The following is a 22,520-nucleotide window of genomic DNA, read 5'->3' on the forward strand; positions in this document are numbered from 1 at the left end:
CTTATGGAGAGATAACGCACTGTTGATATGATAGGCCGATCCGTCAAAACAAGCAAGGCAATCCACCGGCGGACCGGAAAGACGTTTTATATCGCCACGAGATTGCTTCCCGAGCGAGTGCGGGAAGCGACGTACGCTCTATATGCGTTTTTCCGGATCGCCGACGACGTGGTCGACCGCCCGGACCCGCCCGATGCCGAGACCCAACGACGCCATCTGGAAGCGATCCGCGCCGCCGCAAACGGTGAACAGATCCAGCGGGGAGTCCTCTCGGAGACGGACCGTGAGGTTCTGGAGACGTTTCGATCGCTTGCCGAGGAGGCCGACATCGATCCCGCCGAGATCGACGTTTTCATCGACGCGATGGCCCAGGACATCGATCATTCGGGTTACGAAACCTACGAGGAATTACGTGGCTACATGCGCGGCTCCGCCGCTGCCGTCGGAAACATGATGCTCTCGGTCATGGACCCACCGGAAAGTGATCGTGCCACGCCTCACGCCAGGTCACTGGCCGAGGCATTTCAACTGACGAACTTCGTCAGAGACGTGCGGGAGGACATCAGCGAGTACGATCGGGTGTATTTACCGGACGAAACGCTCGATCGGCACGACGTGACGGAAACACAACTCCGGCGCGGTGACATGACCGACGACGTGGCTGCCGTTATCCGGACCGAGCTTCACCGGACTGAATCCCTGTACCGACACGGTGTGGCGGGGATACGGTACCTCCCCGAGGACTGTCAGTTCGCCGTCCTGTTGGCGGCAGTCTTGTACGCTGATCACCACCGACAGATCAGACACCTCGAGTACGACGTCCTGAACGGCGACGCGTCGCTGTCGATGACGCGACGGCTGTGGCTACTTGCCCGAACCTGGTATCACTGGCGACGGACCCACGATCCCGAAGCAGCGTTCTACGCGGCAAGTGCAATTTCGGAAGACGGGCCGGCGAGCGATCACCCGGATCCACAGTTACAACCGGATCGCGTGATCTGAGACACTTTCGCATCGAGCCCGATCGTTTCATGCTGGCGATGACCGCCGTCATCGGCCGCATCGTGTCTGACGTAAAACCTATACCCGTCCCGAACACCGGAATAGATATGGGACTGATGAGCAAAATTCTGGGGGGCTCAGGCGCCTCTCGCCGGACGGATGATTACGTCGAACTCGACGCCGGCGATGCCAGTACGACCGCCCCCGAGGCTGACACCGAGGTTCGAATCGCACGGATCGGAGACAAACAGGACGTCATCGAGATCAAAGACGCCGTCTACGACGGCGACATCGTCCTCGCGGACATCACTCGTCACACCACGAAAGACCGGACGATGGAACACATCACTGACGAACTCAAACAGGTCGCAGGCGAGGTTGGCGGTGACATCGTCCAAAAGGACGACGATCAACTCATTATCACGCCATCGGGCGTCGCCGTCAACCGTGACCGGCTCGGCCGGTAGTCGACGCTCACTACTCGGTCAGACCGAGTCAGGTTTATCGGCGTCGTCCTCGACCGACCGTTTCATCGAGTCGCGACGGGCTTTGGCGTCGCGACCCGTCGCCATCTCGAGAAAGTCGTTTTTGACGTTGACGGCGTCTTCGGCCGCCTCGACGTGACCTTCAGCGATCACTTCTTCCGCCGGTCGCTCTTCGATATCGAGCGCGAGTTTGTCCTTCTTACTCCCGTATGGGACGGTTCCGACGGTGACACGCTCGAAAACCGGGTTGTCCGGCTCTTCGACGATGAACAGCTCCGTATCGTTGTAGGGTTCCGTACCAGCGATAGGGCCGAAGTACTCTTCGACTGTCTCGCGCATGTCCGGAATCCTGTCTTCGAGATACTCGCCGCGTCGCATCTTGTACTCGCGCATAGAAGCCCGTTCGATAGTGTCGGGTTTACCCTTTTCGCGTCGGCTCGATCACTGGGCCTCTATGACGAGCATCCCCTGATGACAGTCGGGACAGTAATCGCCCTCCCGGAGCGAGGAGGACTCGACCGGCGTCGTGAATCCACATTCCGTACATCGGAACTGGCCATCCACGATGGTGTTTGTCCCCGTGTCTCCATCCTCGACAGCTTGTTGGGCGTCGCCTAGATCGGGGTCAGTGCTCGACCACACTTCCGCTTCGTCGTCTGTCGACGACCCCTCGGCTGGCTCGGCGCTCGGCGATCCGTCGTCTGTTGTGACGTCAACGGAGAGGTCGGGACCTACGGACGGCTCGACATCCTCGGATTCAGTGGTGGTTTGGCCGGCCGAGCCAGTGTCCGTCCGCGTGGATTCTTCGGGGTCGGTAGATTCGGGCCACTCACCAGGCTCACGGACCGGATCGTCTTCGTCGTCGTCTTCGAGGATGACGCCGTCGTCTTCGGCAGGTGACTCGTACTGTGCTGTTTCGTCGGATGGCTCCGCGTTCGTGGGGTCGGCCTCGGCAACTGGCTCACCTGCCTCGGCGTCGACGATGTCTGTCGCCGCTGGCGTCGCATCCGGCTGCCCGTCGGATTCATCCGCCGTGGCTTCCTCTTCTGTAGCCACGTCTTCCGGCGTCTTGATCGTCGTTACTTCAGTGTTCTCGGAGACGACACGCGTTTCGCCACAGCGCCTGCACGTTTCGACCTCCCGGATCGTGCTGACGACCTCGTTGCCCTGTTCCTCCCGGTCGCGCTCGACGGTAGTCTCGCCGAAGTCGTGACCGAAGACCGAACACTTGATACCCATTGCCATGAAGTGGCCACCTGCGAGTTATAAGCGTACTGCTTGGGGAGTGGGGACAAGTGTAAAACCTGCCACGGCAAAGTGGTTAGTATGCAAGCGAAGCCGGAGTACCGTGACCGGGATGACACGGAAGTGGCGGTACTCGATGCGCTCGCCGAACGCCACGAGGAAGGCATGACCGTCTTCGAGTTACGGGCTTCCGTCGAGGTCGATATCGACCGGCTCGAAACCGCACTGGCGGACCTCAAGGCCGACGATCTTATCGAAGCCACTGACGAGGGCGAACAGACACGTATCGTTCCTGAGTCCACCGCGATCGGACCGGCAGACGACGAATCAACCGAGACCATCCTCAACAGACTTCGCGAGCGGTTTTCGCTCTAGGAGACGGTAAGCGTCACGAAGACGACCGACAGATTCTGCGCGACGATCAGCATCCCGCCGCCGATCATCCCGACAAACCAGACCCGCCACCCGGGGACTTGCTCGACCTGATCCCGACAGGCGAGGAGCACGAAACTGGCATACAGGGCAACGGCTCCCTTGAGGAATACCACAGCCAGCGGATCGGCCGAAAGCAACATCCGGAGTAACGGATTCACCTCGCCGGCGACTGACCCGGTGACGTTCGACGCCAGTATCGTCGTGGCTGTGTCACCGACACCCCAGATGAGCGCCAGAAAGAGAACCAACTCGCGGTATCCGGGCGTCTCGACGCCCTGCGGCCGGTCGAGACGGGTCCGGACTGACATGGGTATACGAAATATGACGGCAGGCAGTGTCAAAAATCGCCCGCTCCAATTATCGGTTTTGAGTATCAGTTTGAGAATCAAATGATGTCTCGAATTCCTGCTACCGATTACCACCCGAGTTCCGGAAAGACAGTCCTATCAAATGTAAAACCAGACGCCGATACCACATGGAATCGCTCCGAAGTAGTCCCGGGTCAGTTTGGTTGATTCCCCTGAGATATTCACTCCCTGCATGCGACCCCCCGGTGAGCAGCTAACTCTCAGGGGGAGGGTCCAGTCAGGCGGTTCTCATCCGGAGACGATCACTCCAGGGTTGAGCCGCGGGTCCGCTCCGTGGCGGCCGGACCGCCTGCCGGTGATTCGCCACATGTCTGGCAATCTTCCCTGGATTCGAACGGGATTTCGGTGAACGACATCGACCGTGCATCGTATCGAAGCAATCTGCCGGTGAGTGTCGTCCCGATGTCGAGGAGGTGCTTGATCGCTTCCGTCGCCTGGATGGACCCAATGACGCTCGGGACAGCGCCAATGACTCCGGCAGTTTCACAGTCCGGAATCGTACCCGCCGGTGGCGCTTCAGGGAAAAGACACCGGTAGCAGGGCGCACCACCGTCGAACGAGGTCACCTGTCCCTCGAACGCCGAGACGGCACCGTGGACGAGGGGCAACTCAGCGGTCACACAGGCATCGTTGAGTTGATACAGCGCCTCAATGCTATCGGTCGCATCGATGACGACGTCGTACTCTCCGAGTGGCACCTCGTCTTCGTCGAATCGTGTCTCGTAGCAACGAACCGTGACGTCCGGGTTGAGCTGAGCGACGAACGCCTCGGCGCTGTCGACCTTGGCCCGACCGACGTCGTCCGTGCCGTGGACGACCTGGCGCTGGAGGTTGCTCCGTTCGACGACGTCGTCGTCGACGAGACCCAGCGTGCCCACGCCCGCCGCTGCCAGGTACTGGATGACGGGTGAGCCCAGTCCCCCAACGCCGACGACGAGTACCGACCCCTCAAGGAGTGCGGCCTGTCCAGCCGGACCGACGTCGTCCATGACGATCTGCCGGGCATAGCGATCCAGTTGACCCTGTTCCAGATTCGGTGATGACATAGCAACCACTACCGACTACTCGTGAATAAGCAATGTGACCTGAATGGCTTCTGTGAGATTATGTCATATAAAAATATTTATCACGGTGGGTTCTGGCCTGCCAATATGGCCCCATCAACCCCGCTACGAGACCCCTCCGCGTATTTTCAACGTCACGACCGGCCGTCACTTTCTATCGCTGCAGGGGTTATCCTCACAGAAGCGATACTAATATCGATCACTGTCTGGCTATTTTTGCAGCAAGTCATGGCACAAGTGAATGTCTCTCCGGCCGAACGCGCGAGCGTGAATCATGCCATCAGCGGCGGAATCATCGGTGTGTTCATCGGAATATTCTTCGGCTGGCTCCTGTTTGCAGCCATCTTTCACGTCTTCGTCTGGTTCGCCAGTGGTGATCGAGGATTCGGGACGACGCTGGCCGTCGTCGGTGAGGCGGATCTAGTCTCGATCGTTCTGTTCCCCATCGCGGCCGCTGGCCTGTTCATGATGGTCAGTGAGATCCCATCGAACCCAGCTGCCGCTGCCGAGTTCCTTGAGCAAACTGGTCCATATACATCCCCACTGTCGCTGCTTGCGAGCTTTGTCGGGTTCATCTGGAAAGCAGCCGTTCAGGGAATCGGACTCGCCGAAGCCCACGGAATCTCCGTGTCGAAAATGCTGACGGTCGCACTTGTGCTTGGGTTCCTTGGATTCTTTTCGAACCTGGTTTGAGGATCGCGGTTACGAGTCTCTCGGCCGTCCGATCAGAGATCGTACAGGGACCCGTATTTCTCGGTCACGTACTCGAGGAAGTAATCCGCGGTATAGGTTTCACCGGTCGCTTCCTCGATCAGATCTTCGGTCGGGTAGCGCTTGCCGTGTTGGTGGACGTTCTCGGTAAGCCACTCGTGGAGCGCATCAAATTCGCCCGCTCGAACGGTGTCGTCAAACGGTCCGATCTCCGCGTCGGCCGCATCGTAGAGCTGGGCCGCGAGCACACTCCCGAGTGAGTACGTGGGGAAGTACCCGAAGGTGCCGTTCGTCCAGTGGATGTCCTGGAGACAGCCCTCGGCGTCTGTGTCGGGACGGACCCCCAGGTATTCCTCCATCTTGTCGTTCCAGACGTGCGGGACCTCGCTGACGTCCAGATCGCCCCCGATCAGGGCACGCTCGATCTCGAATCGAAGCACGATATGCATGTGATAGGTGAGTTCGTCCGCTTCGACCCGGATGAGGTTGTCGTCGTAGACCCGGTTGACCGAGCGATATGCGTCCTCGGCACTCGCCCCAACGCCGAGATGATCTTCGACAGTGGGCATGAAATACTCCCAGAACGCCTGCGAGCGGCCGATGTGGTTCTCCCAGAGACGCGACTGTGATTCGTGGACCGTCAGGTCCCGGGACTCACCGAGTGGCGTGCCGTAGTGATCGTCCGGGAGGCCGAGAGAATAGGTCGCGTGTCCGAACTCGTGTATCGTCGAGGACAGCGAGTCCAGGGGCTTTTCCTCGTCAAATCGGGTCGTGATCCGGGCGTCGAATTGTGTGCCGGAGGTGAACGGATGGGCCGAGGTATCCAGCCGACCGCGATTCCAGTCGAAGCCCAGTTCGTCCAGGGCTTCCCTGACCAGTGCTTCCTGATCGTCGACGTCGAACGTTCCTTCGAACGGGAGGGGCTGAGTAACGCCGCTATCGGCGACGTCGTCGATCAACGGAACGAGTTCGTCCCGAAGCCGTTCGAGGATCCGTTCGGCGGTGTCCAACCCGAGATAGGGTTCGAACTCCTCGAAAAGCACTTCGTATGGGTCCCTGTCAGGATCGATTGCCTCGGCATATTCCCGTCGCAGTTCGACGAGTTCCTCGAGGACAGGCGCAAACGACTCGAAATCGTCGTCCGCCCGGGCTTGTTCCCACACTGGCAAGGCCTCAGACGTGGTCTCGGAGATGCGTTCGACCAGATCACGAGGCACGTTTCGTGCCCGTTCGTGTTCACGACTGACCTCCCGAACAACCGCTTGCTGTTCGGGTTCGAGGTCGACAGCTTCGAGCTCTGCGAGCGAATCCGCGAGGTCGTCGTCCGTCAGCAGGTCGTGATGCAGCGTCGAAAGCGCCGACTGTTGTTTCGACCGGGCCGGCGTCCCGCCATCAGGCATCATTACCTGTTGGTCCCACCGGAGCAAGCCGCCAGCGTCCGCCACGTAGCTGAGCTGCTGTACGTGATCGAGTAGTTCGGCGTAGGCGTCAGGCGCTTTGGCTCCCATGCCCGCTCCTTCGGCCGGGTCCGGCAAAGACCCGACGGTTCTACTCTGCACAGATGATCCCAGATGGATCCATCCGGACCGAACCCCTGCACCAAACTATATAGCGGCATATGATTTACCCATTCGAGGCGGAACGAACGGTCACTGAGTGACCATTTCGCAGTTTCCAATAATATGTCACCCACACCCACAATCTCGCCGATCTGCCGGGGTCGGGAAGCGCTGATCAAAAGGTAAGCCGATTAACAGCCGAATGCTGGCGGAGAGAAAGGTCGCGTCACGGAGACAGCTTTGCTGTTTCCATTCGAGGCGGCACAACCGCATTGCTGGCGTCACAGTTTGCGAAGATCGGCGGCGGCCACCCTTCCCGGAATCCCCAGATGGTGAGCCGACGGGAGCGAAGTCGCGAAGCGACCAGGTTACGGTGAACGGTGAAACCGCCAACAAGGCGACCGTCGTGAGCGCCTGCGCTCGCGGATACGACGCGAGACGCCAGTACAACCTCAGCCCGTCCGTGACTCCGGTGGGCACAGCCCACCACTGATCATGGAAACCAAAGCTTTCCGGAACGGCAAACGCGTGATCCGAACGGAATGAACATCTCGAACCCCTGAACGGCGACCCCAGGGTGCCTGGGAGTCACGGAACGCGTTTGGGGGCGGCTCGTGTGATCGCACGCGATTCGGCCCCTCGCCTGCACAGAATCTCGGACGCAGAATCCGGGCTCAGTCTGGTGTGTAACCGGCTGAGATGTCGCTCTCGAACCATTCCCGATCCGAGACGGAATCGGTCACGCAATCCGGTATGGAGAGTGAAGCGGACATTCGACGCCTCGCTAACAGAACACAGCGGGGTTCAGTCGTATAGGGATCTTACAGATATTTCGGCGTGAGCCCTCTCACTTGAGGGGAATCACTCACTTGCAGGGGCGGAACTCCTCAATCGGCCTGGGCAGGTTCGGACCCCGGAGGTTTCCAGTTCGGGATGGAATTGCCTTTGTGGGTAGATTGTATCGATACCAACGTTCACGTGGAGTCCCCCATCAGCCGGCAGATTTCTGAGAGACGAAGTACAAACCACGAGAGTGAATAGGTATGGCCACTGGACATAACGATCGGCAACCTGACGGACAATCGTCGATCCAATGCAACCGTTTACGACCCTAGCCACACCAGGCCCACGTTAGTGGCAGACGCACTACTATCCGAAATCAGTATCCCGACCGTGGTCGAATCCAGCGTCCACATGTTCGCTTCGATTAACAGAGTCAAGGCGATCGTCCTGCTGCTGGACTCGTGAACTTTGAGAACCCCCCTTTGACTACCTCGAAGGCCAGCACAGAGAAGCAGTGGTTTCGCCGTCCAACCCCCAGGGGTCAGACCCTGAAAACCACTAGTCAGAAAACCGGGTCGAAACGAATACGTTGAGACAGCCACAGACAGTGTTCGTCGCCCGATTCAGTTATCGGTGAAAATAGACCTCAAATTCAGTAATGTGGTCCTATAATTCCGGAATATACGGTGCAATTCGCTCGCATTACAGTCACACATACACAGATAACTCCCCTTATCGGCAATTGTAGGGATAGATTGAAGGTGGGACGAACCGAACGACCGAGCATGCCGGATGAAGAGTCGACGTCCCGAACAGCTGTCAAGACGTACGTCCCGGCCTACCAAAAAGATGCCTGGCAGTCCCACGCCGACGAACTCGGGATGAGCCAAAGCGAGTTCGTCAGGACGATGGTCCAGGCCGGACGGCGGCATTTTTCAGAGGACGAGACAGTTGCCGCTACTCGGACACCCCAGCCGAAACCCACTGACGGTAGCCAGACAGGCGAAGGTGGCCTGGCCGATCGCGTCCGCGGGCAGCTATCAAGCGCGGGCGCACTAACATGGGACGAACTGGTCGCCGCCTTGACAGACGACATCGAGACACGGCTCGAAGATACACTGGACGAACTCCAGGAGGAAAACGCCATCAAGTATAGTGGCCGTGAGGGCGGCTACACCCTGGTCGAACCATGAGTACCGGTACTGCCATTCCAGAGGAGGTTGAAGATCCGATCGAGTACTTCCTGACGGATATTACCTACCAGGGAAAGAGCCAGCGGACGAGTGACGCTTACGAACGGGTCCTCAGGGATTTCGAAGCATCACTCCGTGAGAACGGCGAGAAGCCCCTCGCTGTGGCCTCACATCGTGATTGTATGGCGTGGATCCATTCCCAGCGAGAAGAGCTCTCAAAGAGCACTGTGGCCACGTACGCGTCCTATCTACACCGATTTTACGCCTATATGACCCAGATCGGCGTCTTCGATTCGAATCCGATGGCGATCGTCGTCGAAGAGATGGACGAACGGATCGACGCTGATCCGGCTCGTCGCGACGTTTCGATCCCGGAAATGCAGGGCTTCGTCTCCGGAATCGACCATCCGCTGGACCGTGCGGTAATCGTCACGTTGCTGAAGACCGGGATGCGAGTCGGCGAGTTGTGTAATCTCGATCAGCGTGATCTCCATCTGTCCGATGATCCCCGCGAATCGGTAACGACACGACCCGCCCTCGATGGGCGACCGGACTCACTGTTCGTCGCAAGTGAGCCCTCTCGGGGTGCAACAGTGAATGGCGAGCAGCGGGCTGCCTCGAACAAGCGCCGGCGAGACACAGTCGTTCCTGTCGATGCCGACCTGGCCGAGACGCTCCGGGCCTGGCTGGATGTTCGTCCTGACCCGGTTTCGTCCGCGCGTCCGCTGTTTACCAGTACGACGGACAACTGGGGCCAGCGGATCACGACTGATGGGGTACGTCACATCGTCACCAGCCACGCAAGTGTGCATGGGTGGTACGACAACGGTGGCGGTGTCGAGGAAAACGTCACGCCACACTACTTCCGGCACTTCTTCACCACACACCTTCGAGATCGAACCGGTGACCGTGGGATCGTGAAGTATCTGCGCGGCGACGTCGCCCAGGATATCATCGATACGTACACCCACGATTGGGGAGATCGGGTTCGTGACGTATACGAAGATCACATCTACGAGCTTCCGGTGGCTGCATATCGTACGATGTCAGAGACATAAATCACATATCGCTATATAGATATCGGCCCCATCCGGGACGCATGGTTGCACCCACAAACGCGACAATGAGCGCTAGCTGATCGGCTCGATACTGGTTTGGGTGAGGTACGAGCGAGCGGAGCCCGGGACGGCCTTCGTGTCCGTCACGTCGAACGCAGCAGTGTCGACGATATCGGCCGCGGATGTGCCGACGCGGAGTTCGTATGACCCTTCTTCGACGACGAGGTTCATGGCCAAATCGTGGTAGGCAAGTCGAGTCATGTCGATTTCGAAGCTGACGCGCTTTGACTCGCCGGGTTCGAGATGCACGCGCTCGAAGCCGAGCAGTTCCTGGACGGGACGGGCCTGGCTCGGGTTCTCGGCGTGCTGGTAGAGCTGGACCACGTCGTCACCGGCGACGTCACCTGCATTCGTGACTGTGACGCTCGCGGTTAGCGTGCCCATCGGCGCGACCGTCTCGGCGTCGAGTTCGAGTTCGCCGTACTCGAAGTCGGTGTAACTCAGCCCGTAGCCGAACGGATACAGCGGCTCGCCATCGTCGTAGACGTGCTCCTCGTTCGCGGAATTGGGTTTCCGGCTGTAGTAGACTGGCTGCTGCCCGACGGATTTAGGGATCGAAAGTGGCAGGTGTCCGCTCGGATTGTGGTCGCCGAACAGTACGTCCACGATTCCGTTGCCGCCCTCCTCGCCGGGTAGCCACGCGTGAAGCAGGGATGGGACTGTCTCGGCGATCTCCGGGATCGCGTGGGGTTTGCCGCTGACCAGCACGACGATCACCGGCGTCTCCGTCTTGGTGAGGCGGTCGAGCAGGTCCGCCTGCACGCCCGGCAGCCCGAGATCGGTGACGTCGCTCCCCTCACCGCTGGTCGGGATCATCGACTGGTTGCGGTGCGCGAGATCGTCGTCGGAGAGATCGACGGCCGAGCGTGCGCCGACGCAGGCGATCGCCACGTCCGCATCCGTGGCTGCCTCGGCAGCCGCGTCGAACTGCTCGGTCGAGGGGCCGGACGTGGTACAGCCTTCGACGTATTCGACGGCGAACCCAGCGTCTGCACCGCGCGTTTCGAGGGCGTCACGTGGCGTCGTCGCCTCGAAGTCGGTTTCTTCCTGATTGAAGTGCGCGGGGTATGCGTAATCACCCAGGAGTTCCTGATCGTCGTCGGCCTTCGGGCCGAGAAGGGCGACCGTGTCGAGGTCGTCTCCCAACGGAAGCAGCCCATCGTTTTCCAGCAGCGTGATCGACTCACGGGCCGCCGTCCTGGCGAGTCTGGCTTGTTCGTCGGTGTTGAAGGCTTGCGGGACAGCTTCGGGATCGACGAACGGATCATCGAGCACCCCGGTTTCGATCTTCGCCCGGAGGACGCGACCGACGGCGGTGTCGATCGTCGCTTCGCTGACCGCTCCCGCCTCGAACGCTTCGAGCAGTGGGTCACCGTAGCAGTCGGTATTTGGCAACTCGACATCGAGACCCGCCTCCAGTGCAGCCACGCCGGCCTCGCGTTTGTTGGCGGCGACGCCATGTTCGCCGTCAAGGAGAGCAACGCTCCCGTAGTCCGAAATAACTGTCCCGTCAAAGCCCCACTCTCCACGGAGGACGTCCGTCAGGAGCCACTCGGAACTGGCACAGGGGACGCCGTCGATGTCGTGATACGCGTTCATGATCGAGGCGGCGTCGCCGTTCCGGATCACCGCCTCGTAGGGGTAGAGGTGGACCTCCCGGAGTTCGCGCTCACCGATCTGGACCGACGAGCGGTTCTTGCCGCCTTCCCCCATTGCGTGGCCAGCAAAGTGCTTGAGTGTGGCGTGGACGTCACGATCGTCTCCCCGAACGGCGTCCGTGGCCTGTAATCCCGAAACGTAGGCACGCGCCATCGCTGCCACGAGTTGGGGGTCTTCGCCGAACGTCTCCTCGACACGGCCCCAGCGGAGGTCGCGGGCAACGTCGAGCACTGGCGAAAGCCCGTGGACCGCACCGGTCGCCTGCAGCTGGGTTCGGACCACGCCGGTGACCGATTCGAGCAGTTGCGGCGACCACGTGCTCGCTATGCCGATCATCTGCGGGAAGACAGTTCCCTGGGGACCCATGTAGCCGCTCAGGCATTCCTCGTGTGGAATCGCCGGAATACCGAGCCGCGTTTCCTCGATGAGGTACTCCTGGAGTTGGTTCGTGAGTAGCGCGGCCCGTTTCGGATCGAGATCGCCCTCGCCGGCAGTGCGGGTGAGATGACCGATCCCGTCGCTCAGCTGTGTTTCGACGCCGTCTCTCTCGAGCGTTTCGTCCTCGATGAAATGCGACGGGTTGGCCGAACCCAGCTGAGCGACTTTCTCCTCGATGGTCATTCGGTCGAGCAGGTTCGAAACCCGTCGTTCAGTGCGTCCCGTGGTTTTCCGCTCCGAGTGATCGTCTGGTGGGGCCACAACGACGGTCCGTGCTCGGCACGCGGATTTGAACGTTTCGGACGCCGTTCTACGGACCCGAGAGCGGTTACCGGACCGAGAGATCGAACTCGCCGGCGTCGAGAGCCAGGACAACCACGTCATCCTCGTAGTCGATCGATCGGACACCCTCGCGTGTGGGAGTCGTCTCGACGGATAGATCGACTCCCGATTCGGACACCGACCTACCGGCCGCGTCGGGGAGCCTGATGGTCGCCGACGTGTTCCAGGGCACCCTCACCGACAGGTCATAGCCCCCGTCGGTCCGCTCCCAGTCGACGGCCATCTCCCCGTTACGGGTCTCGTAGCTGGCTTCGACCCATTCCAGGTCCTCGACGAGCGAGGGCGCGATCGTGACGTGGTCAGTCACGGGCCGATCGCCGATCTTGATCCCGGCCAGTACCTCGTAGAAGTATTCCGAGACGTGCGTGAGCGGGGAGTGGTTCAGCGAGTTCATACCCGAGCCGATGCTGTCGTCCGAATTCCAGCGCTCCCACATCGTGGTCGCGCCGTTACGCGCCATGTACACCCAGCCCGGCCGTTCGGGCTGGCTGACGACCTCGTATGCCAGGTCGTCGTAGCCGTGCTCGGCGAGCGTCTGGATGAGTGGGCGAGTCCCCAGGAACCCGGTCTTGAGCTTCCCGCCGTCGGAACGGACCTTCTCGGCCAGCCCAGCCGCGACCGTCTCGACGTGGTCCTCGGGGACGAGCCCGAGGAACAGCGGCACGGCGTAGGAGGCCTGCGTCCCGGGCCGATAGCGTCCCGCCGCGGGTTCGAAGAACTCCTCGTTGAACGCCGTCGGGAGCCGATCGGCCCACTCGCGGTAGCGAGCGGCGTCGCCATCGTTGTCGAGCACATCGGCGATCTTCGCGAGGATATCCGTGATCTGGTAGACGAACGCCGTCGTGAACAGATCGTAGGGGAGCCCGCGCCGACCGTTGGTGTTCTCGAAGGCCAGCCAGTCGCCGAACTTCCCGTACGCGCCCGGAACCAGATCGTCCTCGGTCACCGACAGCCAGTACTCGACGTGGGCGCGCATGCCCTCGAACTGTTCTTCGAGAATGCGCTCGTCGCCGTCGTGGCGGTAGCGATGCCAGGGGATCACGACGCGGGTAATCGTCCACGTCGGGTCGCCCGGGTTCTCCGGGGCCTTGTTTGGGATGACGTCCGGCGCGTAGCCCAGTTCGCTCGCCGCGTCGTCGTGATCGCGCGCCCACTTCTCGTGGAAGCGTGCGGCGTCGAAGTTGAACGCAAGCGACCGAGCGGCGATCTGTGCGTCACCGGTCCAACCGAAGCGTTCGTCGCGCTGTGGACAGTCCTCCGGGATCGAGTGGGCATTACCGGCCAGCCCCCAGACGGCGTTGTGCTGGACCTGGTTCAGGTCGTCATTCGAGCAGGCGAACTCCCCGCGTCGATCCATCGCCGTGTGGACGACCTTCGCCGTGACGGCCTCGGGATCGAGTTCGCTCGGATATCCCTCGACCTGGGCGTACCGGAACCCGTGGTACGTGAATCGGGGTTCGTAGGTCTCGCTCCCCTCGCCGCGGGCGAGGTAGGTGTCGGTCGCGTCGGCGCTCCGGAGGTCGACCGTCGCGAGGTCGCCGTCGTCGGTCAGCGTCTCGGCGTGTTTGAGCGTAATCTCCTCGCCGGCCGCCGGGTCCTCGATTTCGATTTCGAGCCAGCCGGTAAGGTTCTGGCCGAAGTCGAGGATCGGCCCGTCGGGGTGCTCGTGAACGTCCTCGACGTCGAAGGTCTCGACGATTTCCATCGGTTCGATCCGCTCGGGTCTGAGCGTTCCTCCCGGGGAGTCGACGACTTCGGCACCGTCCCACTCCGGGTCCTCGAAGCCGGGGCGTCGCCAGCCGTCGGCCTCGCGGCGGGCATCGTAGGTCTCGCCGTCGTAGATGTCGTTTTCGACGATCGGGCTCTCCCGGGCCGCCCAGTCGCAGTCGGTAGATATCCGGCGGGTCGTCCCGTCCGTAAATTCGACCGTGAGAACGACGCGGGCTCGCGGTGATCCGTCGGCGACCCAGTAGGCCCCGCGTTTGGCGAACCAGCCGCGACCGAGCCACAGCCCGACGGCGTTGTCACCCTTGGTCAGTTGTTCGGTGACGTCGTCCGTCGAGTAGAGAATCCGCTTCTCGTACTCGGTCCAGGCCGGGTCGAGCACGCGGTCGCCGACTTTCTCGCCGTTGATCGCGAGTTCCCCGTACCCGACGGCGGCGACGTGCGCACGGGCCCGTTCGACTGGTTTCTCAAGCTCGAACTCCCGGCGGAGCTGTGGCGATGTTGAGGCCAGCCGCGAGTCGGTGTGGCCGTTCAGGAGATGCTCGCGGCCCCACGTCGCCGTCTCGACCGACGAGGAGACCTCGGCGGACGCGTCGCCGGTCAGATCCGTCCCCTCCCCGTCCCGGACGGTGACGCCGGCGAGGGCGAAACACTGCCAGGGGTGGACCCCCTCGGTCTTGCGGGAGTCTGCCGCGTCGCGGCTCGTCGGGGGGACGAACTCGAAGAGGTCGGTCGCCGTGATGCGGAGGTACCGCCCCCCGGCGTCGAGCCCGTCGTGGGTCTGGGGCGGCGTCGCGAGGTCGGTCGGGAGCCCGTCGGTGGTGCTTTCGCCCTGGTCCGGCATCCTCCGCTCGGCGACGACCGTACTCTCGGCGAAGTCGGGATCGTCGGATAGTTCGATGCGATAAGTCTCGGGGAAGCCAAAGCCAGCGAGTGGGTTCGACGACCAGTGGATCGTCACCGCCACATCGTCGGGGGTCCGCACGACCGAGATCGGATCGGCCGGGTGAAGCGTGATTTCGTCGACAGGCCGGCTTTCGCCGAGGTCGAGTTGAACCCACTCCGCGGCGTCCTCCTCGGGCCGGTGCCACTGGCTACGCCAGCCGTCGGTGTCGCCGACGCCGGGCTGATGGGCGATCCACTCGCCCGACCAGTCTTCCGGACGGAGCGCCGTCGAAAACGATTCGGGCTCGGCCCACTCGGTCTCGCCGCGGTCCGTCCAGACCTTCACCGACCAGTAGTAGGTCCTGTCGGCTGCGAGGTCGGGACCGTCGTAGACGACGTTGGTGGCTCGATCCGAGTCGACCCGTTCGGAGTCCCACAGCGTTCCGTCGCCGTTGGCGACTGCGTCTGGATTGCGTCCGACGACGAGGCGGTAGGCTCGCTGGGCCGCGCCGCGACGTGCTGTCTCGATACGCCAGGAGAAACGGGGCGGACGCGACGGGTCGACGTTCGTCGGCGACTTCTCGTACTCGACGCGGAGGTGGCTCGGTGTCGCGTCCGCCGGTGTGGTCATGGCCGCGGATGAGGATGGCAGCGGGCAAAACACTGTGGGTCGCGGGACAGCCCCTCTCTTAGTCCTCGATCTCGCCGGTCAACAGATCGACGTGGTGGCCGAGGTGCTCTTCGAGGAACGCGTAGTGATCGTCCTCGTATTCGCGAAGTGTCCCCAGCAGGTCGTCCTTGAACCGGAACTCCCCGTTTTCATCCGTGGCTGACAGCACCGAGCCGTAGGTGATGTGCAACAACTGCCGGCCGTCGTCCTGATCGAGAATTTTGGGAAATTCGTCGTCCGTCAGGTCGTCGATGTCCGGCACGTTCGAGAGGTCCGTGTTGACGTGGTAGGTGGCCTTGTCCTCGTCGAAGCGTTCGAGGGCGAACGCGTGAATCTCCCGATAGAGATCGGGATCGTTCTCGGCGACGACGCGGATCGCCTCGAGATAGCTCGTCCCGGCGGTCTTGACGTGCTGGTAGTCGCTGGCGTACTCCTCGAAGAATGGGTAGATGCTGAATTTGTCTGACCCCGAATGCAGCGAAAGCCGATAGGGGCCGTAGGTCTCGGCGATGGCGACGTGGCCCTTGAGATCCGCTTCGAACTCGTTGAGGTCGCCGATGTAGTCGATGCCCTTCTCCAGGGAGCCGACGAACCGCGGGGCGAGGCTGGTCACCTCGACGCCGCGGCGGTCGAGTTCGCTAGCGATGAGGGCGTGTTCGAGGTGAGTCGTCGGCGTTTCGGTCTCGTCGACGGAGACCTCGAAGTCGAAGTCGCCGTCGACCGCTTGCGCGACCCAGCCGTACAGTTCCTCGGCAAACTCAATGGCTTCGTAGTACTTCACTGCCGCCCGCTTGAGTTCGATCTCCGAGAAGGAATCCGACCAGGTGAACCCGTCGGTCTTGGCCTCGAAGGTCTCCCCGGCGTAGCGATCGAGGATCGCCTCGCTGTCCTCGATCTGGGCGAAGGCGGCCTCGACCTTCTCCTCGCTCATCGAATCCGCGTCGGCGACGACGTGCTCGCTCGGGTCGCAGGTGAACATCGTAAAGCCGACCCCGGCCGTCCGTTCGACGTCCTCGCGGGCCATGAGGTGGTCGGCGTCGGCGACGAAGCCACCCTCATAGCCCTCCTGGAAGACGCCGAAGATGGCCGTCGCGAGGACGTCCTCGGGCGAGCGGCCGGTCCGGTCCATCTCGCGGATCGACTGTTGGGCGAACACCGGCACTAGATCGGAATCGCGGACCGCACGGACGTGCCCCGGCGTCGCCAGGCCGATCCGGTCGCCGAAGCCAAAGGCCGACTGCCGACCGGCGGTCGTCGGTTCGAGCCACGGGAAGACCTCCGCCAGCGCCATGGCGTTCCCGTAGGTCAGCGGAAAGACCTGGCCGTCGCCCTGGACTGTGCCCCCGTCGAAGTCAGCGATCGCCGGCCCAGCGACGTAGAGCCGGCGTTTTCCATCCGCGTCGTTGACGAGGGCGAACGTCGAGTCCCCGTCGCTGTAGACCGATCGTTCGTAGACAGTCACGGCCGGCGGTAACGTCGCCTGTAGCTCGTCCGTCGCCATGGCGACCCGTTCTCCGGTGGGACTCATAAGCGTTCATCAGTGGGGCGGGAACCAGACGAGCGTTTCGAGGGGTCGACGCTCAGGGCAAAATTGATTCGACCCTTCGCCGAAGGCCCTGCCATGGCGTTCATCGACGAGGAGTACCTCCTCGAGACGGAGACGGCCGTCGAACTGTACGAGGCGATCGGCGACGCACCGATCCTGGACCCGCACAGTCACGTGGACCTGCAGGAAGTCGTCGCAAACGACGGCTGGTCGGACATCTGGGAAGTCCAGGGTGCGACCGATCACTACGTCTGGGAACTCATGCGCAAGCGCGGCGTCCCCGAGGAGAGGATCACCGGCGACGCCTCGAACAAGGAGAAGTGGCTCGCCCTCGCGGAGATCTTCCCCGAATTGGTCGGCAATCCGACCTACGAGTGGGTCCATCTCGACCTCAAGCGCCGATTCGGCATCGAAAAGCGGATCTCACCCGAGACAGCCGAGGAGATCTGGACAAAGACGAAAGACCTCCTCGATCAGCCCGAGTACAAGCCCCAGGCACTCCTCGAGGACATGAACGTCGAGGTCATGTGCTCGACCGACGATCCCACGGACGATCTCACGTATCACGAGCGTGCGGCCGAGGAACTCGACGGGATCGCGGTCAAGCCGACCTGGCGGCCCGACCGGGCGATCAAGATCGCCGACGACGGCTGGCGGGATTTCGTCGACGAACTCGAAGAAGCGCGCGGGATCGAGACGACTACGCTCGATGGGTTCCTCGCCGCAATGGAAGACAGCCACGACCACTTCGACGACCACGGTTGCGTCGCAAGTGATCTGGGAATCAAGCAGCCGATCTCGAAACCTGTCAGCGAGGAGCGCGCCGCGCGGATCTACAAGCGAGCAATCGCCGGCGCGAACCTCGATCCCGACGAAGTCCGGGACTTCGAGGCCTTCATGCTCGAGCAGATCGGCGAGTGGAACCGCGAGACCGACTGGGTGACCCAGCTCCACATCGGGGCCGTCCGGGACTACCGTTGGGACCTCTACGAGAGGTTGGGTCCCGACACCGGCGGCGACATCTCCACGCAGGACGTCGAACTCGTCGATGCGCTGGAATACTTCCTCAACACGTTCGACGGGGAACTCGATATCGTCCTCTATACGGTCGACCCAACGCACTACCCGACGACGGCGACGATAGCACGGGCGTTCCCGAACGTCAGCCTCGGCGCAGCCTGGTGGTTCAACGACAGCCCGTTCGGGATGGAACAACAGCTGAAGTACGTCGGGACGGTCGATCTCCTCTCGAACTATGCGGGGATGGTCAGCGATTCCCGAAAGCTCGTCTCGTATGGCTCGCGCTTCGAGATGTTCCGCCGGAGTCTCGCCAACGCCGTCGGCGACATGGTCGAACGCGGGCAGGTTCCCAAGCCGGAGGCCCGCGACCTCGTTGAACGAATGGCGTACGACCGGCCGAAGGAACTGTTCGGATTCTGATCGACTCCGCGCCAGGCCGATCTCTCCGAGAAGCCGGAACCAGTACTTTCCTGGGCTCTGCTTTCCTGGTGCTTGCTATGTGTGAGTCCCACGAGGAAGACGGCCGGTTCGAGGACGTGTCGATCGGGTTCGTCGGCGGCGGTTCTCGCGACTGGGCGGGCAAGATGATGACCGACCTCGCCAGACAGCACACTCTCGAGGGCGAGGTTCGCCTCTACGACGTCGACCAGGAGAGCGCCGAACAGAACGCCCGCCTCGGCGAGCTGATCCAGGATCGCGAGGAAGCGATCGCCGAGTGGGACTACCGGGCCGTCCCGTCCCTCGCCGACGCGCTTTCGGGCGCGGACGTCGTTGTCCTCTCGACGCAGGACCCGCCGGCCGAGACGTTCGCCCACGACCTCGACATCCCCGCCGAGTACGGCATCTACCAGTCCGTCGGCGACACGGTCGGCCCGGGCGGAACCTTTCGGGCGATGCGGGCCATCCCCCAGTATCGCGAGATCGCGGCCGCGATCCGCGAACACTGTCCCGACGCCTGGGTGCTCAACTACACCAACCCGATGACCGTCTGCACCCGGACGCTCTATGAGGAATTCCCCGATATCAAGGCCGTCGGGCTCTGTCACGAAGTGCTCCACGTCAAGGAGGACCTCGCCGCCTATGTCGAGAAGCACCGCGACGTCGCGGACGTCGACGGCGACGACCTCCGGGTGAACGTCAAGGGAATCAACCACTTCACCTGGATCGACGACGTCCGCTTCCGAAGCGAGGGCGTCTTCGACGTGATCGACGCCGAACTCGATTCCCAGCTCCCGCTCCCTGGCGGATTCGAACCCGGCGACCTCGACGGCGAGACCTTCTACGTCGACAACGATCAGATCGCGCTGGATCTCTATCGACGCTTCGGGCTCTTCCCCGCCGCGGGCGACCGCCACCTCGCCGAGTTCGTCCCGTGGTACCTGAACATCGACGATCCGCAAGACGTCCAGCGGTGGGGGATCCGCCTTACGCCGAGCGACCACCGGATCGAGCACTGGCCGACGAACGAGCGCCAGCGCGAGCGCCATCTGGAAGGCACCGAGGAGTTCGAATTCACCGACACCGGCGAGAAGATGGTCGAGCTCATGACGGCACTGCTCGGCGGCGAGGAACTGGTCACGAACGTCAACCTCCCCAACCGGGGGCAACTTTCCGGGGTTCGCGAGGGTGCGATCGTCGAGACCAACGCGCTGGTGACGGGCGACGACATCGTCCCGCACGCCGCCGGCGACCTGCCGGAGCAGGTCCGGAGCATGGTCAGAACGCACGTGAGCAATCAGGAGACGCTGATCGAGGCCGGATTCGCTGGCGACCTCGATCTGGCGTACCGGGCGTTCCTGAACGATCCACTCGTGACGCTGCCGCCCGAAGACGCCCGAAGCCTCTTTGTCGACCTCGTCGACGCTGAACGCCCCTATCTCACCGACTGGAACCTGGAGGAGGCAACTGTCCTCGAAGCATAACGCCGGGTCGGCTACCGGTTTCTCGCACGGGTCGGCGATCCCCCTGCCAGCCGTTCACGTCGGGCCGATGGCGAGCAGGTCCCCGGAGAATTCGCTGACGTACAGCCGCTCGCCGGCAACCGCAACGCCGGTTACAACCGACGGATACCCCGACATTCGATCGATAATGTCCCCGGAATCGGCGTCGATCGCCAATAACTGACCCTCCTCCTCACCAGCGACGGAGAGATATATCGTTCCGTCGGCGACGATCGGGAACATACCCGGGTACAGGCCGTCGAGCGGAACCGTCCACTCCACGTCACCGCTGTCAGCCGAGAGCGCGTAGAATTTCGGAACCATGTACTCGGGCGTGTCTTTGTGCCACCATTCGCCGAGATCTGACTCCGTGAGTTCATATCCGAACATGTAAACTGTCCCGTCGGCCAGCGCAGGTTTGCCGTAGACGCCGAGATGCAATCCCCCGGGGTTGTAGCCTGCGGGAACGTTCTCGAGGGCAGTCTGGCGACGTTCGGCGTCGAAGTCGGGTTTGAACTCCCAGCGAACGGATCCATCCGTCGGGTCGAGCGCCACGAGCTTCCCGTCGGAAACGGTTATCATACCGACGGAAGCGTAGATCGAATCGCCCGCGACGATGCTCCTCAGCGCGGCTCTCTCGCCGGACTGATCCGTGAGGAACTCGTCGGTGTACCAGTCACGTTCGCCCGAGCGATCGACGGCGACGATGCCGCCGCCGTACATCGGGACGTACGTCCGCTCTCCGTCAGCGGCCCCGGTACCGTCGGCAGGAACGACGTCGCCGTCCGCAGTCGTCGCCGAGAACGTCCAGGCGTGAGACCCGTCTGTCGAGGTGGCGTAGACCGTCCCGATGTCTGTGTTCCCTTGCACGATCACTTCTCCGTCGCGGACGATCGGATCGCCCAGCGCATACTTCTCGTGTTCCCACAGTATGTCGCCGGACTCAGCATCAAGCGCCCACAGTCCAGTCTCGTGATCGGCGTCGGGAGCGACGACATACACCGTCCCGGAGACGACGGAGAGAGACACTGGCCGCTCAGCCACAATGACCGTGGACGTGAGTGGGTCACTCGACCACGCGATCTCACCGTCATCCGCTATCTTGTGGAGGTGACACGCCGTGCTGAATTCGCGACCGCTAATTCCCTCCCAGGACGCGACGAAGATCGATCCGTCAGCGACGACCGGCGGGGACACGTGCGGCGTTAGGTGTTGCTCGACACCGGCGTCACTTCTGAGGTCCCCGGCTGAGACGCTCCAGGCCTCCGAAAGGGAGTCTTTCGGTCCCGATGCCGAGGGATTGAACGCGGTATTTCCGGGTCCGTATCCGGTCATCGGCCACGAGCCGAGGGACTCCTCGCTTCCGAGAAAGCCCGAACAGCCGGCTAACGATCCGATTCCGAGCGCTCCACACGTCGAGAGGAGGCGGCGGCGGGAGACCAATTCGGACATACGATAGTAACTCATTCATAACATCACAAGTAACTTTATCTTACCGACTCAATTCATGCGATTCACATCTTCCCGGGTGCCCGAACGGACGGTCCGGAGTACTCACTCGTCGACGTCGTCGGTCACTTGGGTCAATCGGTCGACTGCCTCCTCGACAGTGAGCGGTGGGTCAGGGAACCCGGCACGGACGAACGCTTCCGTGACGCGCGGCGGCGAGACGCCGACCGCCGACAGAGACTCGTGGTCGGTCAGCACCTCCCGGACCTGGCCATCGCGGACGATCGATCCCGTGCGATCCAGCAACACGACGCGGTCGGCAATCCGTGGCACCAGGTCGGCATCAGGCGTCGAGACGACGATCGTGGTTCCCGCCTCGTTGCGACGGTCGAGTGCGTCGAGGATCATCTCCCGGTGGTCGGCGTCGACGTCGGCGACGGGTTCGTCGAGCAGGACGAGCTCCGGATCGACGGCGAGGGCCGCGGCCAGGGAAGCCCGGCGCTGCTCGCCGCCGCTGAGCCTGAAGGGCGGCTTCTCCAGCAATCCATCGAGTCCGAACTCGGCGGCGAGCGCGTCGATCCGCCCGGTCGCCGTCCCGCGGTCGATGCCAAGCTGTGCCGGACCGTATTCGAGGTCCTCACGGACGGTCGCGTTGAACAGGTAGTCCGCAGGCGTCTGCGGGCAGTGGGCGATCCGATCGCGGAGGTCGTCGGCCGATTCGTCGGTCCCGAAGTACCGCACCTCGCCACTCGCGGGGTCGCGCAGGCCCGCCAGCAGCGAGAGCAGCGTGCTCTTGCCCGCGCCATTGGGACCGAGGATCGCCACGCGCTCGCCCGCCTCGATCGTCAGGTCGATCCCCCCGAGGGCGGTCGTGCCATCGGGG

General features: G+C 62.4%; 17 protein-coding genes and 1 pseudogene. 8 read left to right on the forward strand and 10 right to left on the reverse strand.

Features of this window, described 5'->3' with window-relative positions; all coding sequences use genetic code 11:
• Positions 1–27 precede the first annotated feature (27 nt).
• Both HUTA_RS00695 and HUTA_RS00700 read left to right on the forward strand, forming a co-directional pair.
• Positions 28–1,002 carry a phytoene/squalene synthase family protein gene (locus HUTA_RS00695; protein WP_012795208.1) on the forward strand — a complete coding sequence of 325 codons (975 nt, stop codon included), beginning with the start codon at positions 28–30 and terminating at the stop codon, positions 1,000–1,002.
• Positions 1,003–1,109: 107 nt separating this feature from the next.
• Positions 1,110–1,469, forward strand: a complete 360-nt coding sequence (locus tag HUTA_RS00700) for a cell division protein SepF (protein WP_012795209.1) — start codon at positions 1,110–1,112, stop codon at positions 1,467–1,469.
• Positions 1,470–1,487: 18 nt separating this feature from the next.
• Here HUTA_RS00700 and HUTA_RS00705 read toward each other — a convergent pair whose 3' ends face one another.
• Complete coding sequence (locus HUTA_RS00705; RefSeq protein ID WP_049941129.1) at positions 1,488–1,880, reverse strand: DUF5611 family protein; 393 nt, start codon at positions 1,878–1,880, stop codon at positions 1,488–1,490.
• Between the two features lie 48 nt (positions 1,881–1,928).
• Positions 1,929–2,726 carry a DUF7093 family protein gene (locus HUTA_RS00710; protein ID WP_049941130.1) on the reverse strand — a complete coding sequence of 266 codons (798 nt, stop codon included), beginning with the start codon at positions 2,724–2,726 and terminating at the stop codon, positions 1,929–1,931.
• A gap of 87 nt (positions 2,727–2,813) precedes the next feature.
• Here HUTA_RS00710 and HUTA_RS00715 point away from each other — a divergent pair, with 87 nt between their 5' ends.
• Entirely contained in the window at positions 2,814–3,107 is a 294-nt protein-coding gene (locus HUTA_RS00715; RefSeq protein WP_012795212.1) for a DUF6432 family protein, read from the forward strand.
• On the opposite strand, the gene HUTA_RS00720 is transcribed toward HUTA_RS00715, so the two are convergent.
• Together HUTA_RS00720 and HUTA_RS00725 are read right to left on the reverse strand one after the other, a co-directional pair.
• Positions 3,104–3,475 carry a hypothetical protein gene (locus tag HUTA_RS00720; protein ID WP_012795213.1) on the reverse strand — a complete coding sequence of 124 codons (372 nt, stop codon included), beginning with the start codon at positions 3,473–3,475 and terminating at the stop codon, positions 3,104–3,106. The genes HUTA_RS00715 and HUTA_RS00720 overlap by 4 nt on opposite strands.
• 302 nt (positions 3,476–3,777) lie before the next feature.
• Positions 3,778–4,581 carry a HesA/MoeB/ThiF family protein gene (locus tag HUTA_RS00725; RefSeq protein WP_012795215.1) on the reverse strand — a complete coding sequence of 268 codons (804 nt, stop codon included), beginning with the start codon at positions 4,579–4,581 and terminating at the stop codon, positions 3,778–3,780.
• A 105-nt stretch (positions 4,582–4,686) separates the two neighbouring features.
• Between HUTA_RS00725 and HUTA_RS00730 the strand changes: the two genes are divergently transcribed.
• Positions 4,687–5,292, forward strand: coding sequence for a YIP1 family protein (locus HUTA_RS00730; RefSeq protein WP_049941131.1), 606 nt, complete (start codon positions 4,687–4,689; stop codon positions 5,290–5,292).
• 32 nt (positions 5,293–5,324) lie between these two features.
• On the opposite strand, the gene HUTA_RS00735 is transcribed toward HUTA_RS00730, so the two are convergent.
• Complete coding sequence (locus HUTA_RS00735) at positions 5,325–6,818, reverse strand: carboxypeptidase M32 (protein ID WP_012795217.1); 1,494 nt, start codon at positions 6,816–6,818, stop codon at positions 5,325–5,327.
• A gap of 1,619 nt (positions 6,819–8,437) precedes the next feature.
• Between HUTA_RS00735 and HUTA_RS00740 the strand changes: the two genes are divergently transcribed.
• On the forward strand, positions 8,438–8,845 hold the full coding sequence (locus HUTA_RS00740; protein ID WP_012795218.1) for a DUF5805 domain-containing protein: 408 nt from the start codon (positions 8,438–8,440) through the stop codon (positions 8,843–8,845).
• Positions 8,842–9,903, forward strand: coding sequence for a tyrosine-type recombinase/integrase (locus HUTA_RS00745; protein WP_012795219.1), 1,062 nt, complete (start codon positions 8,842–8,844; stop codon positions 9,901–9,903). Before HUTA_RS00740 ends, HUTA_RS00745 begins: the two co-directional genes overlap by 4 nt.
• Before the next feature lie 72 nt (positions 9,904–9,975).
• Here the strand turns inward: HUTA_RS00745 and HUTA_RS00750 are convergent, their stop codons facing one another.
• From HUTA_RS00750 to HUTA_RS00760, 3 genes are all read right to left on the reverse strand, one after another.
• On the reverse strand, positions 9,976–12,243 hold the full coding sequence (locus HUTA_RS00750) for a glycoside hydrolase family 3 N-terminal domain-containing protein (RefSeq protein WP_012795220.1): 2,268 nt from the start codon (positions 12,241–12,243) through the stop codon (positions 9,976–9,978).
• Between the two features lie 145 nt (positions 12,244–12,388).
• Complete coding sequence (locus tag HUTA_RS00755; protein WP_012795221.1) at positions 12,389–15,643, reverse strand: family 78 glycoside hydrolase catalytic domain; 3,255 nt, start codon at positions 15,641–15,643, stop codon at positions 12,389–12,391.
• A gap of 58 nt (positions 15,644–15,701) precedes the next feature.
• A complete protein-coding gene (locus HUTA_RS00760) occupies positions 15,702–17,183 on the reverse strand; it encodes a tagaturonate epimerase family protein (RefSeq protein ID WP_049941133.1) in 1,482 nt (493 codons plus the stop codon).
• Positions 17,184–17,303: 120 nt separating this feature from the next.
• Here HUTA_RS00760 and uxaC point away from each other — a divergent pair, with 120 nt between their 5' ends.
• Together uxaC and HUTA_RS00770 are read left to right on the forward strand one after the other, a co-directional pair.
• Positions 17,304–18,668 (forward strand): glucuronate isomerase, encoded by a 1,365-nt coding sequence (gene uxaC, locus HUTA_RS00765; RefSeq protein WP_012795223.1) that lies wholly within the window; start codon positions 17,304–17,306, stop codon positions 18,666–18,668.
• A gap of 77 nt (positions 18,669–18,745) precedes the next feature.
• Positions 18,746–20,170: a family 4 glycosyl hydrolase gene (locus HUTA_RS00770; RefSeq protein ID WP_012795224.1), complete on the forward strand. Its 1,425-nt coding sequence runs from the start codon at positions 18,746–18,748 to the stop codon at positions 20,168–20,170.
• A gap of 54 nt (positions 20,171–20,224) precedes the next feature.
• On the opposite strand, the gene HUTA_RS00775 is transcribed toward HUTA_RS00770, so the two are convergent.
• Together HUTA_RS00775 and HUTA_RS00780 are read right to left on the reverse strand one after the other, a co-directional pair.
• A complete protein-coding gene (locus HUTA_RS00775) occupies positions 20,225–21,640 on the reverse strand; it encodes a PQQ-binding-like beta-propeller repeat protein (protein ID WP_012795225.1) in 1,416 nt (471 codons plus the stop codon).
• Between the two features lie 102 nt (positions 21,641–21,742).
• A pseudogene (locus HUTA_RS00780) lies at positions 21,743–22,486 on the reverse strand (energy-coupling factor ABC transporter ATP-binding protein); the annotation flags it as partial.
• Positions 22,487–22,520: the final 34 nt, after the last annotated feature.

The organism is Halorhabdus utahensis DSM 12940 (assembly GCF_000023945.1).
GTDB lineage: Archaea > Halobacteriota > Halobacteria > Halobacteriales > Haloarculaceae > Halorhabdus > Halorhabdus utahensis.